This window comes from Mucilaginibacter terrenus (assembly GCF_003432065.1).
Classification (GTDB): Bacteria; Bacteroidota; Bacteroidia; order Sphingobacteriales; family Sphingobacteriaceae; genus Mucilaginibacter; species Mucilaginibacter terrenus.
This window is the reverse complement of record NZ_QWDE01000001.1, coordinates 336922-352291: the sequence shown is the minus strand read 5'-3', so window position 1 is coordinate 352291 and position 15370 is coordinate 336922. Positions and strand designations below refer to the sequence as shown.

Annotated in this window: 15 protein-coding genes; 4 read left to right on the top strand and 11 right to left on the bottom strand. The window is 41.8% G+C overall.

Annotation, left to right across the window (positions count from 1 at the left end; translation table 11 throughout):
* Positions 1-31 precede the first annotated feature (31 nt).
* Positions 32-1642 (top strand): hypothetical protein, encoded by a 1611-nt coding sequence (locus tag DYU05_RS01455; RefSeq protein ID WP_133300143.1) that lies wholly within the window; start codon positions 32-34, stop codon positions 1640-1642.
* Between the two features lie 117 nt (positions 1643-1759).
* Positions 1760-3202 (top strand): DUF5723 family protein, encoded by a 1443-nt coding sequence (locus tag DYU05_RS01450; protein ID WP_117381209.1) that lies wholly within the window; start codon positions 1760-1762, stop codon positions 3200-3202.
* A 104-nt stretch (positions 3203-3306) separates the two neighbouring features.
* Here the strand turns inward: DYU05_RS01450 and DYU05_RS01445 are convergent, their stop codons facing one another.
* The 6 genes from DYU05_RS01445 to rpmH form a co-directional block, all read right to left on the bottom strand.
* Positions 3307-3726 (bottom strand): hypothetical protein, encoded by a 420-nt coding sequence (locus DYU05_RS01445; protein ID WP_117381208.1) that lies wholly within the window; start codon positions 3724-3726, stop codon positions 3307-3309.
* Between the two features lie 158 nt (positions 3727-3884).
* Positions 3885-4397: an imm11 family protein gene (locus DYU05_RS01440; protein WP_117381207.1), complete on the bottom strand. Its 513-nt coding sequence runs from the start codon at positions 4395-4397 to the stop codon at positions 3885-3887.
* Between the two features lie 51 nt (positions 4398-4448).
* Positions 4449-5126, bottom strand: coding sequence for a tRNA (adenosine(37)-N6)-threonylcarbamoyltransferase complex dimerization subunit type 1 TsaB (tsaB, locus tag DYU05_RS01435; protein WP_117381206.1), 678 nt, complete (start codon positions 5124-5126; stop codon positions 4449-4451).
* Positions 5127-5323: 197 nt separating this feature from the next.
* Positions 5324-5566, bottom strand: a complete 243-nt coding sequence (gene yidD / locus DYU05_RS01430; RefSeq protein ID WP_117381205.1) for a membrane protein insertion efficiency factor YidD — start codon at positions 5564-5566, stop codon at positions 5324-5326.
* On the bottom strand, positions 5563-5946 hold the full coding sequence (locus tag DYU05_RS01425) for a ribonuclease P protein component (RefSeq protein WP_117381204.1): 384 nt from the start codon (positions 5944-5946) through the stop codon (positions 5563-5565). Before DYU05_RS01425 ends, yidD begins: the two co-directional genes overlap by 4 nt.
* Positions 5947-6019: 73 nt before the next feature.
* Positions 6020-6178 (bottom strand): 50S ribosomal protein L34, encoded by a 159-nt coding sequence (rpmH, locus tag DYU05_RS01420; RefSeq protein WP_117381203.1) that lies wholly within the window; start codon positions 6176-6178, stop codon positions 6020-6022.
* A 125-nt stretch (positions 6179-6303) separates the two neighbouring features.
* Here rpmH and DYU05_RS01415 point away from each other — a divergent pair, with 125 nt between their 5' ends.
* Positions 6304-7182 carry a ChaN family lipoprotein gene (locus tag DYU05_RS01415; protein WP_117381202.1) on the top strand — a complete coding sequence of 293 codons (879 nt, stop codon included), beginning with the start codon at positions 6304-6306 and terminating at the stop codon, positions 7180-7182.
* Positions 7183-7442: 260 nt separating this feature from the next.
* Here the strand turns inward: DYU05_RS01415 and DYU05_RS01410 are convergent, their stop codons facing one another.
* Both DYU05_RS01410 and mscL read right to left on the bottom strand, forming a co-directional pair.
* Entirely contained in the window at positions 7443-7787 is a 345-nt protein-coding gene (locus DYU05_RS01410; protein WP_117381201.1) for an MmcQ/YjbR family DNA-binding protein, read from the bottom strand.
* Between the two features lie 36 nt (positions 7788-7823).
* Positions 7824-8216: a large-conductance mechanosensitive channel protein MscL gene (gene mscL / locus DYU05_RS01405; RefSeq protein WP_117382911.1), complete on the bottom strand. Its 393-nt coding sequence runs from the start codon at positions 8214-8216 to the stop codon at positions 7824-7826.
* 149 nt (positions 8217-8365) lie between these two features.
* On the opposite strand from mscL, the gene rpoN reads away from it, so the two are divergent.
* Complete coding sequence (rpoN, locus tag DYU05_RS01400) at positions 8366-9838, top strand: RNA polymerase factor sigma-54 (RefSeq protein WP_117381200.1); 1473 nt, start codon at positions 8366-8368, stop codon at positions 9836-9838.
* Positions 9839-9916: 78 nt separating this feature from the next.
* Here rpoN and DYU05_RS01395 read toward each other — a convergent pair whose 3' ends face one another.
* The 3 genes from DYU05_RS01395 to DYU05_RS01385 form a co-directional block, all read right to left on the bottom strand.
* A complete protein-coding gene (locus DYU05_RS01395) occupies positions 9917-10933 on the bottom strand; it encodes a PorP/SprF family type IX secretion system membrane protein (protein WP_117381199.1) in 1017 nt (338 codons plus the stop codon).
* A complete protein-coding gene (locus DYU05_RS01390) occupies positions 10934-14392 on the bottom strand; it encodes a PKD domain-containing protein (protein ID WP_117381198.1) in 3459 nt (1152 codons plus the stop codon).
* 131 nt (positions 14393-14523) lie between these two features.
* Positions 14524-15228, bottom strand: a complete 705-nt coding sequence (locus DYU05_RS01385) for an NUDIX hydrolase (RefSeq protein WP_117381197.1) — start codon at positions 15226-15228, stop codon at positions 14524-14526.
* Positions 15229-15370 lie beyond the last annotated feature (142 nt).

The following is a 15370-nucleotide window of genomic DNA, read 5'->3' as shown; positions in this document are numbered from 1 at the left end:
CAGCGTAAAATTCTAACTTGCGGGCAGAACGATGAGAAGACTTATTTTGTTCACTTTAGTATTGGTTGCGGCAACCGTGTTTGTTACCGTTAAGTATTTTAAAAGTTTAAATACTTCCGGCGTTCACGCTGCTAACGTAATGCGCACCATTCCGGATAGCGCCGCCGCTGTGTTCGAGTTCACCAACGACAAGGGTTTTTACGACATATTTAATGACAATTCGCTGCTGGGCAGCCTTGCCGGCGACCAAAACATTGCCGATCTGGATACCGTCCGTAAAGCACTGTTAAGCCACCCGGTATTGCAAAGCGTTTTTGATGCAAGTAATGTTTACATCTCCCTGCATCCTACAACAGATAACGAACCCGACCTGCTGCTGACCGCTGCGTTAAACAAGGATGCCGACCCAACCGCCTTTGATGCGGCAGCAAGGCAGAAGATACCCGGCTTACTAATTACCCCTCTTACATTGGCCGACAAGAAGGGTTATACTATTTACTTTACGTCGTTAAAAAAGCGGTTTTACCTTATCAACACAGAGGCAAACATCTACTCATCCAGTTTTTCAAAGGCGCTTGTAGAGAAAGCCGCCAGATACAGGCCGGACAAGGACAGGCATGCGTTTTTGTTGCTGCCCGATCAGCAGAACTCCAACTCATTGGCCAATCTTTACATTAACTATGCTCATTTGTCGCCTTTATTCGGGCAATTGTTCCGAGATCAAAATACCGATCTGTTTAAAAGCTTCAGGCTGCTGCCCGCGCTGGCCGCCCTTAACTTAAATTACCGTACAGATGCGCTGATGTTTAATGGTTACACCAATATAGAGCAAGGCAAGCCGGCAAGCTACCTTAACCTTTTTAGCCGGCAAGCGCCAATTGAAACTCATCTAAAAGAAATTTACCCGGCTACTGTAGCGTATTCTATGGATATGGCGGTTGCAAACCCGACAACGTTCCTGCGTGACCTTACCGATTTTCATGACCGTGCCGGATTGAAAAAAGAGCGGGACACGCTGTTTAAAAGGATAAAAACAGAAACGGGAATAAACCTGCGCGAAGAGTTTAACAAACTGGTTGGTAACGAATTTGCTGTAGTTACTACACGTTACCGCGAAAAGTTTGCCCTGATCACCATCAAGGACGGATCAGACCTCAGGCCGTTTATGACCAACGTAAGCACCATGGTGAACGATGATGTTGGCGAGCTGAATTATAACAAGCTCCCGTATTTTTTATTGGGCGATGCTTTTAATGTTTTTAAAAGGCCTTACTTCCGGATAGTAGATAACTACCTCATCTTCGCAAACAGCCTTAAGGAGATAAATAGCTACTACGATAGCTACATTAACACTAAATTTTTAACGAAAACGGCCGACTACAACCGGTTTGACGACCTGCTTGCCGAAAAGAGCAACGTAGCCTTCTTTATAAACTTTAAAAACGCGCAGCTTATACTAAAAAACGACCTTAAGCCAAATACTTACAAAGCTTACAGCAGCAACAAGTTGTCGCTTAAAAACTTCTACGCGGCATCTTACCAGTTCACAGCTGCCGACAATAACTTCTTTACAAACTTTTGTATCCAAAAGAACCCGGCCGACTCAGCAGCATCACCAAAAGCTCTTAAGAATTCACAGTAAAATACAACTGTTGTCGCATTATTCCGTTTAAAACCAATTATTTGAGCTTGTTTAACATTAAGTCACACAGGATTTTTATATTAGGGCGGTAATTATGCGCACGCTCGGCAAGATTATATGAAGAAAATTTTACCGGTTCTTATCCTTCTGTTGTTCACTGTCAACTGCTTCGGCCAACAATTTGCGCAATACAATACCGGCACTTTGTACGATTCCTTTGAGAACCTGTCGCAACGGTCCTTCATTCCTGATTCCAGCCGTAAGTACGCCTTTAACTTTTTTCTTCCAAATTTATCTGTAAACTCTTATTTGAAAGGAAACGCGCAGGTACCACTTAAAACAAGGGCATTTTCGGGCTATTACACGGCAGACAACTTAAAGGTTGGGCCAGGCAACGTATATAACCGGGTAAATGCCAATGTAAACAACTATTGGGTTATGTTTAAAGTGTTTACAAGTTTAGAGGGCAACTCCGAGGTTGGCGTATCGTTGCAAACGCGGGCGGAAGGCCGGGGACTTTTTACCGATGAAACTGTAGCCTTATATGCAGGCCCTGGTGCTTTCCCGAAAGACCATTACGATGATATTTTTAACAATACCGGCACTTACCAGGCCTACCATCAGGCTAGTTTTACATACCGCGAAAAGCTAAGTAAAAAGTTTGCTGTTGGTATAAAGTTAAGCGCGTTAATGGGTATACGCTATCAAAAAGCGACGGTAACGTCATCCAGCATTGATTTTGACCGGGCCAATGATGCGGCTTTGCTGAGTATGACCGGCAGGTACTACCTTAATTATAACCCGGGCCCATTTAACTCGCACGATTACTTACCAACCTTTAGAAACCCCGGTGCTGCCATTGGTATAGGAACATCATTACGTACCCGCGATAACTTTAACCTGCAGTTCAACTTTAAAGATGTAGGCTTTATCCACTGGAGCAGCAGGTCTACGGTTTACAACTTTGCCTCTGCAGATACCATCTTTAACTTATCTACATCACGCAGGGAAAACAACATTTACGATGCTGTAAAAAACATAGCTAAAACAAACGTAACTGTTGGTTCTTTTACAACGCCTACAAATGGCAAGTTTGAAGTAAGTGCGAATAAACAATTCTGGCTTGATTACGATAACAGGTACAAATACTCGCCAACCCTAATACTGTCCAAAGAGCTATTTTTTGACGGCTTTACCGCGGCATTGGTCAATCCTTTTCAGTACAAAAATTATGTAGTAACCCTTACTACAGCATACGATAATAACAGGGTATTTAGCCTTGGTGGGCAGTTTATGATTAAAAGCCCCAATGCGGAGTTCTTTATTGGCAGCGAACGTTTCCTGCCTACAGCAAGCACAGCCCTTGCTGGCCTGAAAAGCAACTCGCAGATCAACAAAAATGCGGCCTATACGGCTGTGGACCTCTTTCTTGGGGTATCGTTTAAGTTCGGGCCGGTTATAGAGCATCCACTGAATGCCAGCTTTATCCCTACCGAGAACAGCCCGGGCTTTATCAAGCGTTTATACAACCGAATTTTCGGGAAAGATAACGGGGATTAAAAGCATAACTTTTTGCAGCTTATAACGGACAGGTGGTTAATACCTGCTCTTTTTGGAGTCGAGTATTGTATGTTTAACGTATGCTGTATACTTGCGCCATCAAGCTAGCCAGCAATGTTTTCAATTATTCTTTGCTGACGCTCCGGATCGTTGATTACATTGACCAAAAACAATCCCCAATCGAAATCCTCTTCATCTAAATATTCAAATGGTGATATGTTATACAATAACTTATCAACTTGGTAGGTGAATGTTGAAATAAGCAAATCATCATAAAATAGACTGAACGCACAGTTTGAACTGTTAACTATAGTTATAGATGCAGTTATATGATAATTGATTTCGTAAATCTTACCACTATGAATAAAATAAAATTTTTCGCTTTCTACAAGCAGTATAATTGTAGCATCTATTGTTTTCTTAAATATTCCCCAACGTATTTTACTAGTATTAAAGCCAAGTTGTGAGATATTTTCAAAATCCAAGTACTCGTTAACAAAATCAAACGATCGAATTTTGTTCATTTCATTATAGCTTTACTTCACTATCACTTGCTGCTGCAAGTATCAAATTCGTTAGAGGTCATAGGTAAACAAAATAATCAACTGAACTTTAATTAAACATTTAACCTTAAGCAGCTACTTAAACATTCGATTATAAGCACGGACGCTGCTGTTAATATTTAAGTTAATTTCTGATATTTTATTCCACTAACGTTACTTTCTTCAAATAGAAGCTTTAACTTTTCACTTATCACAATTGATATGTGATAATTTTTTAGCCTAAATATATGTGCCTGTTGAGGGATGTTATCTGGATCTAACACCAGTTTTTCAAAGAATTCATATTCGCCAGCCAAGTCCGGCCTAACTAAATCATCTTTTTCCCATTTCATGAAAACAGATTTATTTTCGTCTACACATTCTATTTCATTATTTATTACCATAAGGGAATAGTTAAGCTTTACATCAGGTTGCGCTTCTAATTTGACAGGAATAAACTGCACCTCCTCTTCGCTGATCAGATCTTTAACCTTGTCATTCACAATAAGCAACTCAAAGTCCGCTATAGTAAAGTCTAAAGGAATTCCTTTTTTTCTTGTCGTAATAAATAGTTCCTTTTGAGGTATATCTACTCTGCCTGGGCTTACATATTTCCAAAATTCCCACTCACCGTCGAAATTGATATTGCCCAAAAACCATCTTCTTTTGGGTATATATAATTCATTCTAACAATCTATAGTAGTTCATTGCTTTTTAAGAACAATAAAGTCTTTTAGGTAATAAGGCTCAAAATAAGCAACGTCTTCAAAGTCTCGCGCCAGTAACTTCTGCTCTGCAATTTTCGTAAGGTGAGCCGCCGAGTTGGAGAATCCGTCCAAAAAGCTCGCGTTAGCATTTGTGCCCAATACCTCGCGGCACTTTTCGGCACCATCACCAAAAAACAGCACCTTATTATCGGCCAGCAAGTCGGCAAAACTTTCAGGAGTGATAATTTCTGCAGCGGTTGGCTTTATTACATCCCCGGCCTTGTTGTACACGGCCGTATAAACTTCCATTCTGCGTGCGTCTATCATGGGGCATAACAGCACGTCTCCGGCAACATCCGCCGCTACACCTGCCGCCATTGATGATAACGTTTCAACAGCAATCAGCGGCTTATCTAAAGCGAAGCAAAGCCCTTTAGCTGTTGATACACCTATACGCAAGCCGGTGTAGGAGCCCGGGCCGCAACTCACGGCTACTGCATCAACATTTGTGTAAGTAATGCCGGCCGCTGCTATCAGTTCATCAATAAATAATGTAAGTACCTCGGCATGGATATTTCTCGCGGTCACCTCTTTTACCCCAACAATTACGCCATTATTTGTTAGAGCGGCAGAGCACGAAGTAGTAGCAGTTTCTATTTGAATGATGTAACCCATGAGAAGCGGAATGTTAAAAGTTCTAAGTATTAAGTCGTGAGTCTTAAGTCAAAAGTCAAAATTACAAAAAACGTAAGCACTTAAACTAATTCAACTTGGAACTGTGCCGTCCTTCAGCTTGACTTAAATCTACTGAATCAACACCAGCTACTTAGTACTCAGAACTTTGAACTGGTTACTTCAAACTTCCGGCTAAATCAAGGCACCGGATCGTGCCCGTGCCCACCCCATGGATTACAGCTGGCAATACGTTTCACCGTTAGCCATCCGCCCTTAAAAGGGCCGTATTTCCGGATGGCCTCGGCTCCGTATTGGGAACACGTGGGCGTGTACCTGCAGGACGCGCCTGTAATAGGTGAAATAAAGTACTGATAAAATTTGATAACCAGGAGGAAGAACCAGCCAATGGCGTTTTTTATGGCATTCCATAACCAACTCATGCGCCAAGCTCCTTACTAAGCTGTATTAAAAGCTTAATTATTTTCTTCTCAAAAAAATCGTAAGGCGTTATTTCTTTACCTATATAACTAATGGAAAGAATGAGTTGCTTGTTGGATGCCATTAGCGCATCGTAAAGAAGGGCTTGTTTGTTAAGCCGGTAAGCTTCGCGCATGCGGCGCTTAACGGCATTACGATCTACCGCGCGTTTATAACGCTTTTTAGACACGGTAAAAAGTACCTGCACCGGGAAAACCTGTTGCTCGGCAGCAACCATCCACGATGCCTTGAAGGGATAACATAAAAAAGAAGAACCGTTATGAAAAAGCCCATCAATAAGCTTTTTATTACATAACCGTTCTTCTTTTTTAAAAGTATACATAGTTGCCGGCTCTAACCGATAGTAAGCTGTATTACGGTCCGGCCCCCTTTAATTAAAGGAAAACAACCAGTAATTAAGCTTTGTGGCTGCGCTCGTCAGATACAGTTAATCTTTTTCTGCCTTTAGCTCTTCTGGCAGCAAGTATTCTTCTGCCGTTAGCAGATGACATGCGCTCACGGAAACCGTGCTTATTTCTTCTTTTCCTTTGTGAGGGCTGAAACGTTCTTTTCATGGCTATATTATATTATATACGTCGTTTTTAAAAACAAGAGTGCAAATGTAGCGTAAATTTTAGTTTTTTCAAATACTAATGTGGTTATTTGGCTAAAATTATTAACATCTGCATAACTCAAACTAATGAAGGCATTTTGCGCATTACTCCTGCTGTTTTTACCCGCACTATCTTTTTGCCAGGATGGTATGTCTGCTCATTATAAGGTATACAACACAGCTAAAAAGGCACCTGCCACGCTGGATGACGTTATTAATGACATGGCTAAAGCAGATGTATTGTTTTTTGGCGAGGAGCACAACGACTCTACCGGCCATTACCTGGAAAATATGCTTTTCAAAAAACTTGTGGAAAAGTATCCTGCCAAGGCAGCACTTTCTATGGAGATGTTCCAAACAGATTGCCAAACCGTGGTGAATGAATATTTAGCGGGATTTATCCGCGAAAAGAACCTGATAACTGAAGGCCGCGCGTGGAACAACTACAAAGACTACCGCCCTATGGTAGAGGTTGCTAAAGAAAACCACTTGCAGGTTATAGCGGCAAACGCGCCAACCAGGTATACCAATATGGTAACAAGGGGCGGGCTTGCAGAGTTGCAAAAGCTGGATGCTACAGCTAAAAACTGGCTCCCTCCTCTCCCTATTGATACGGCCACCGGCGCTTACTACGAAAAGTTTGTAAACATTATGGGCGGGCACAGCGCCATTGGCCCCATGAAAGTTTACCAATCACAAAACCTTTGGGATGCCACTATGGGCTACTCCATAGCGAAGTTTTATAACGCTCATAAAGGTTTTAAGATATTCCAGGTGAATGGTGGCTTTCACAGCGAGGAGAAGCTGGGCACTGTGGCGCAATTGCAGAAATACGCACCGGGTGTAAAGGTGATAAACATACAGGCCTATGCCGATGACAGCTTTAGCAACCCGGACTGGAGCAAATTTGCTAAACTCGGCGACTACATTATCTTAACTGATCCAAAACTGGCCAAAACCTTTTAGACATTGCTTGCTGAGAATTTTAGCGTTATGTGCGTGCAACACTCCTGATATAGCTGACACAAAATTAGCTGATTAATAGGGTACTAAAGGTGTATCACCACGTTAAAAAGTGTATCATGGTTTCAAAAACTGTAACACGGACTTTAGTTAATTGTTTGATTAACATTGAATTAACTGTTTTTTGACCCGCAAAAGTGTAACAGGTGTAACACCTCATTGTGATACAGTTTACAGTATTACGGCGTAAATTACCACACTCCTCAGTCTTCAAAGTTGATTAGTGCGGCGTACTTCCCGGGTGCCACTTCGCAGTAGGCAACCTTTAATAGTTCGGTACACATTTGGGGAGCGGCAATTTGCAGATCAATGTGGGTCCACCCTAATTTACCCCATTTGTTGGGCACGGGGTAAACGCCATTGTTTTCGGCAAGGCAAAAAACATCCTGGTCATTCGGCGACAGCTTTACCGTAGCCCTGCTTTGCCCCGGAACTATAGTGGCAAATATCTTCCCCGCTATTTTAAAGGACGTTTTCTCAAAGTGAGGCTCTTCATTAGTGTCTGGCAGGGCAAGCGCCGCCATGCGAAATGTGGCGAAGCCCATCATACAGGCAAATTGCGAATCATCACTAATAACAATAGTTTACTTGTTTTGCGCAGCGAGTATATCGCGTATCTCTGCCAATAGCACTTCTTCTTTTGAGGGAGCTGGGGTCACGGTTGGCGCGACAGCCTCCTTCTTCTTAAAGCGATTAATAGCTGTGATCATAATAAACAATGAGAGCGCTATGATAATAAATGAGATAACCTGAGATAAGAAGTTACCATATTTTATAGCAGTGCCTGGTATTACCAGCTGACTTAGATTAGAAAGATTAGCCGCTTTAAGGGCTGGTGTAAGTACAGCAGGAGTTATAATATCCTCCACCAATGAACTAACTATCTTCCCAAAGGCACCGCCAATTACAACAGCAACAGCTAAATCCAATACGTTGCCCTTAACTGCAAATTCTTTAAACTCTTTGATGAATCCCATAGCGCAGGTTTTTGTTTGTTTAAAGTTACAATTATTAACTACCCATGCAAACAAAACCAATTCAATTGCATTTAAAACTTACAATGCAATGCCACCTTATTATTTCCCAAGTTAAGGTAATTGGTGTACTTTTGCCCTTGCTTTAAATTATGCTTAAACAGAACCTTCAACAGAAACTTTTACAAAAGCTTTCACCGCAGCAGATACAATTTATAAAGTTGCTGCAGGTGCCTACTGTATCGCTGGATACCCGTATTAAAGAGGAACTGGAGGAAAACCCTGCTCTTGAAGATATTAGTTTAACCAACCTTAACGAACCTGAAGAACAATATCCCGACCGTGATCCTGACGACGACTATAAAGGAGACGAGGAGAAAGGTGAGATGGACGAGTTTAACATTGACGACTACTTACAGGAAGATAACGTTAATGAGTATGGCTCGCGCTACGACCAAAACGGGGATGATGATGATGAGCATAAGGAGATCCCGATAGCTGTACAAAGTTCTTTCTTTGAAAGCCTGCAGGCACAGCTGGATTTACTCCCGGTATCTGACAAGGACTTTAAAATAGGTAAACAAATCATCGGCAGTCTTGACGATGACGGTTACCTGCGCCGCCCGATAATGTCTTTGACAGATGATCTTGCCTTTTCGCAGAACGTAATGGCCGAGGACGAGGAAGTAGAAGACATGCTGAAAGTGATTCAGAGCTTTGATCCTCCGGGGGTTGGCGCACGCAGCTTACAGGAGTGTTTGCTGATACAGTTAAGGAGAAAAGATCAGAACGATCCAATTATAAAAAAGGCGATGACCGTTGTAGAGGATTATCTCGACGAGTTTACCCGCAAACATTACGACAAGCTGGAGCGCTCGTTAAACATGAACTCGCAGGAGCTTCGTGGCGTGGTAAACGAGATATTGAAACTCAATCCCAAACCAGGCGACAGCAACGAAGTAAGTACCAAGCAACTTCAGGTAATCCCCGATTTTCATATCACCAATAACGACGGGGTGCTTATACTCACACTAAATTCGAAAAACGCGCCGGAATTGAAGGTAAGCCGCTCTTACCAGGAAATGTTCCAGCATTATGAAAAAGCTTCGCAGAAAGATAAAAAGCTGAAAGAAGCTGTGCAATTTGTTAAACAAAAGCTTGATTCTGCCAAATGGTTTATCGACGCAATAAAGCAGCGCCAACAAACTCTGCTGAAGACCATGAATGCCATTATGCAATATCAGTATGATTTTTTCCTGACAGGTGACGACAAAAACCTGCGGCCTATGATCTTAAAAGATATTGCAGACCGTATAGGTATGGACATCTCTACCGTGTCACGCGTAGCAAACTCCAAGTATGTACAAACAGAGCATGGTACGTTCCTGCTAAAATCCTTTTTCAGCGAAGCAATACAAACAGAAAGTGGTGAAGAGGTGTCTAACAAAGAGGTCAAGAAAATACTCGAAGAGCATATAGGAAAAGAAGACAAACGCCATCCGCTTGCAGACGAAAAGCTCACAGACATACTCAAAGATGCCGGCTACAACATAGCAAGGCGCACTGTAGCGAAATATCGTGAACAAATGAATATACCTGTAGCAAGGCTGAGAAAGGAACTCTAGAGTCAACTTAGAGGTTCTATATAAAACAGAAAAGGCTGCTTTCCATTTGTAAGGCAGCCTTTTCCGTTATGGTGGATTTTACCAGCCGTGTTGCGGACTGGTTAACTTATATCTGTTGTTTAATAATATCCCTAACACTATCTCGTGCGAACCATTACTTACGGAACGTAATGCTGATGTAGTAACGTCATATGAATAGCCAACATTAACCACAGAGCTTAAATTAAACCCCGCGAGCACGGCGTAAGAGTCATCCTTGCGGAAAGAGCCGCCAAACCAAAACCTGTCGCGGAAAGAAAGCTTCATGTTTATATCGAAAGAGATTGGCGCCGGATCAATGAACTTTAACAGCGCAGATGGCAACAAGGTAACATCATCCGAAAGGAAGAATTTGTAGCCGCCGGTCGCAAAAAAATGTGGCACTGTTTTGCTTTGGTTAGCTGTGTTTCCTGTAGTTATATAAAGATTCTGAGGCAGTATCTGCTGTGCTGATACGCCGAAGTAATAATTTGATGAATACGCCCAGATACCCACACCAAGATCAGGCTTCCACTGGCTGTTGTTAATGTTGTTAAGCGTAGGGTCATTGGGATCTTCCAATGTTATCAGGTCGGTGTTTAAGTTGATATGATTTACCCCTGCCGAGACACCTACAGAAAGGTTTAACTTTTCAGTTAATCCCAAATGATAAGCATAGTTGGCGTTTATGTTGGTTTGAGTGATCGGTCCGGCTTTGTCAGACACGACCATAAAACCAATACCATGATGCGGTTCAGCCGCCCTGTAGTATTGCGTATATAACCTGCTTGACGGATTTTCACCACCCGAAGCAGGGAAAGCGGTTGCGTCACCTTGTAGGAAGTTGTCACCAATTGGCGCACTTATGCTAAAATAGCTGGTAACAGGTGCACCTTGCAAGCCAGTCCACTGGCTGCGGTAGCCCAGTTTTGCATCGGTATAATTCTCGATGCCGCTTACCGCAGGATTCAAGAGCAGATTATTGAACACGTATTGTGTATACTGCGGGCGCTGCTGTGCTTCTGCCAAACTGAAACACATCTGCAACACAAGCAAGAAAAGTAAAATTCTCTTCATTTATCTGATGATTGTAACATTGCCCGAAATAAGCCCACGGCCATTCTTCGGGTCTATGATATAGTAATAGGTTCCTGCGGGTAAATTTGTTCCGTTGCGCGTACCATCCCAGGGAATGCCGTAACCAACAGACGAATATACCTTTTCTCCGTATCTGTTGTATACATTAACCGTATTTCCGGGGTAAGTTTCTAAATATTTTATCTTCCAGGTATCATTTATCCCGTCACCGTTAGGTGTAAAAGTGTTGCTGATATTTAAGTTTTTAAGTACAGTTACTTTCACCTGATCTTCCGTGCTGCACCCATCACTGCTTGTAGCCGTTAAAGTATAAACTTTATCTTCGGTAGCTGTTACCATCGGATTTAGAGAACTATCGTTATCTAAACCGAATGACGGCGACCATTTGTAGATCAAGTTCTTGCCTGCAGCTGTTGCTTTAAGCAAAACAGAGCCGCCCTCAAGAACCATTACATCATCACCGGCATTAACAACGGGTGACTGTAACACTACAATGTCCTGCGTAGCGTTAAAGTCGCAGCCGTTAGTTGAAATAAATCTGTATTTAATAGTAGTGGTACCTACACCAGCTATAGCGGGGTCAAATACCCCGGATTGACTGACTCCCTTCCCGCTAAAAGTTCCAGTTCCTGGTAAACTTGTTTGTTGAACAACTAATTGGATTGGCTTTGCATTCTGACATATGGTACCAACTTGCAGGATGTTTACATTTGGGCTTGCTAAAACTTCGATATCCTGATCTGCAATGGCAAAACACGTCTGGCCGGAATAAGCTTCCATGTGCACACTATAAACCTTTGATGCCGGGCTACTAAAAACACTATAGGCATGCATGTATTTTCGACTTTTGGGCATCTCGCCGCGGGTAAATTCTTCCTTATCCTGCGGATTGTTCTTGTAATCGTAATACCATACTATCCTGGTAATATCTCCAAAATTAACGCTGGATGCATCTTTGAACACCACCGGATTAGAGCTGCACAACGCGTTTTTGTTTTCCAATTCAAAACCTGCTAACGGTTTATCTCCATTTACTTTGAATGATTGAGAGACACTATATTGGCAACCATTGGATGAAGTAGCCGTTAACGTTACTAAATATTCGCCAATACTGGTATACTTGTGTTTCGGGTTCTTTTCGGTGGATGTATTTGGGTTACCAACACCAGCTTTGCTATCACCAAAGTTCCAGGAATAGGTCAACGCGTCGGTCGTCCCGTCTTCTGTTGTTGTTTCATTTGAAAATTGCGCAAAAGCATCTGAAAGGCAAACGTCTGGTGTTCTGAATTTCACATCCGGTGCGGGGAGTATCTGGATTATTTGACTGAAAGTTTCACTACTGCAGCCGCTTTGCGTTAAAACGGTAAGGCTGACTGTATCGGCACCCGTCTTCTTAAACACATGCGTAAACGGCTTATTATCGTAGCGGGTTATCATGGTCGAGTCGCCCATATTCCATATCCAAGTGGTAATAGGAGCATCAGAGGCGACTGATTTATCCGTAAAAATTGTTGATTTTTTTGTGCAAACAGGCGCATCTACAGTGAACGAGGCCATTGGCTTTTTAGCTATAACAACATCTGTTTGAGTTGATGATGTACACTCGTTTGCATTTGTAACTGTGAGTACTACCGTATACTTGCCATTGGATTGATATTTATGAACCGGGTTAGCCAAAGTTGATGTTGTGCCATCGCCAAAATCCCACACTCTGCTTTTGATAAGTGCTGAACTGACATCTGTACTATCGATAAAGTAAGTACTATCACCTTCGCAAGCTCCATTATAAGCTATTTTAGTCTTAGGTACATCTGTTACGCTAAAATCAAAATCCACATCTGTTGTAGAACCACATTCGTCAGCAACAGGATTTAGCACCGTTGCCGTTACCGAATAATCACCAGCGGTATAATTGATTAATGTTGGATATTCATACGTATAAAGCGTTAGGCCGTCCCTTTCACTTGTGGAAGTAATTACAGGATTGTTTATCGTCACCGGATCACTTCCATTATCAAGCCTCCATTTTATACTATTTGTTTGGTACGGCAACGTTAACTGAAGTTTGTAATTTATACTGGAACAACCGTTTAAATGCAACGTACCGGTGCCGGGATCTTTGAAAACAATGTTTTGATTAAGATTGGCCAGGTTTGCACCTGCTGCATATCCATAGCTCTCATGCTGGCCAAAGCCATAAGCAATTGCGTTAAAACCACCATCAGCAGACATCGTATGGACACCTGATGTTAATGGCACTTGTGCGTAAGAATATGTTTTGTCCGCATCAAGCAAAGTAAAATCTGTATAAGGCTTGCCATCCACCCTGAAGCTCCCTTTTGCTGTGGTTTTTATGATAACGTTAGCGAAATGCTTAAATATCGCAAAATTACCTGTTGAGTTGAGTATAACGTGATCGAGGGTTTGTTCAAGCGGAGTTAGGTAGATCATTTCAGGGTCACCAATATCGCTCTTGTCAATTTCACATTCATCCGTGTTAGTACGTCCTTGAGTTACGGCGTACTGTACTACCTGTATGGGCTTATTTGCTGTAACGAGGCTGGGTTTACTCGTCCAAAACTCGTAAAACTTAGGAGACCAAAACTCTGCTTTATCTACACTTTGCCCATTAATTTTAATCTCAGTGTCCACATCGTCAATGACCACTCTAAAAATATCATAGTCTCTGCCTTTTAAAGGAACAGTTAAGTAGGTTTTGCCCCATGACGATGTGGGATAAACCTGTTGAAATAAATTATCAGACGAATAATCTACGTTACCAATACACCCTATACCAATTCTTGTACTTCCTGAATACACAGCAATTTTCTTGCACTCCCCGTCAGTTGTGCTTATAGATTTTATTGTAGTACCTGTAAGGTCTTGGTCAGACAACCCTTGATATAGTTCTCCTTTATTTAACAACAGTCTGAAAGTCTCGCCAGCGGGGTGCCCATCTTTTAGCTTATTACCAGGGGTTATATCCACTGTAGTTTTATCTTCAGTAGCGATAACCATAAATGTTGAAAATGTATTTTTTTTGTTTGAAGCCTGGAAATAATTAATTGAATAATAGTTTTTTCCCAACGCATTAACAGGCAAAATAAGTGTTGCACCCGATACATTTTGAGCGTAGATGTGCCCAAAAACAGCTATTTTTTTTTGTGAGGTTATATGAAGGCCTTTAAGATACTTGCCTGACGCCTTCACGTAAGCATCTACCGGTATTTTTATTTCGATAAGCTTCCCTCGCGTAACGTTAAAATCGTAAGAATAACTGCCGTCTGCAAGAGATATATTACCCTTAGTGTCAAAGTCAGATGTAATATAAACAACCATATTGCTGCCTTCGCCTGCTGGAAGATCATGTGCCATATAGGCTGTCCAAAAATCTTTGCCTTGATTAGTTGCACCCTGGGCAAAAATGCTTGAGCACATGCAAAACAACGCTGCAACAGTTAAACTTATCGCCTTTATTCGGTTCAATATAATTTTAATATCCGATTATACTTTGATGGGAGCAAGTTAAAAGTACAAATTAACTGATGAATGAAAGACGCTATGGTGAGTTAAAAAAACTTGTCAGGATTAGGCACAAGGTTAAGAAACTTATCAAAGTTCTCTTCGTAATGGGATTGGTCTAACTTATAATAAAAAGCGCCTTTTTTTGATGATAGTTTATCCTTTTCATCCAGCTTTACTAAAAGGCCGGTAGAAAGCAGTTTCCGGCTGAAATTACGATCGTCAAACTTAGTTTGATAAACACCCTCGTAAAGCGCCTGTAGCTGTGGTATTGTAAACTTCCCAGGTAATAGTTGAAATAATATGGGGTGCAAAGCCGCTTTGTAGCGCAATTGCTTAAGTGCTCCTTTAACCATTTCAGTATGGTCAAACACTAAATGCGGTATCTCATCAAGCAGGAACCACTCCGGGCTGTGCTCCGCGGTTAGCTGCTCCTCATACTGATGAATGTCTATTAAGGCAAAATAAGCTACGGCCAGGGTACGTTCCACCGGATCACGGTTAGGATCCCCAAAAACTTTAAACTGCTCCATGTACACATTCTTCAGGCCGGTGTAATCTTCCAGTATCCTGTTTGCGGCATCTTCAGGCGACTCGGTTGGATTAATAAATCCTCCCATAAGGCTCCACTTGCCAAGTTCCGGGGCTAATCGTCTTTTAACCAGTAACAATTTAACCTTTACACCATCAAACCCAAATATGATGCAGTCTACTGCTACTAAAATTCTTTGTTGTCCCGAATACTTATGCATGAGTGTAGTTTATACGCAATTGTAAAGAAAAGATAATCATTTTAAAAACACTTAGTTTATGTAATGCTTTTGTAACTAAATATTTCACAGCCAAAAGCTCTAAATAAAACTTTGATATTTAACAACCTTCATTATACATAGC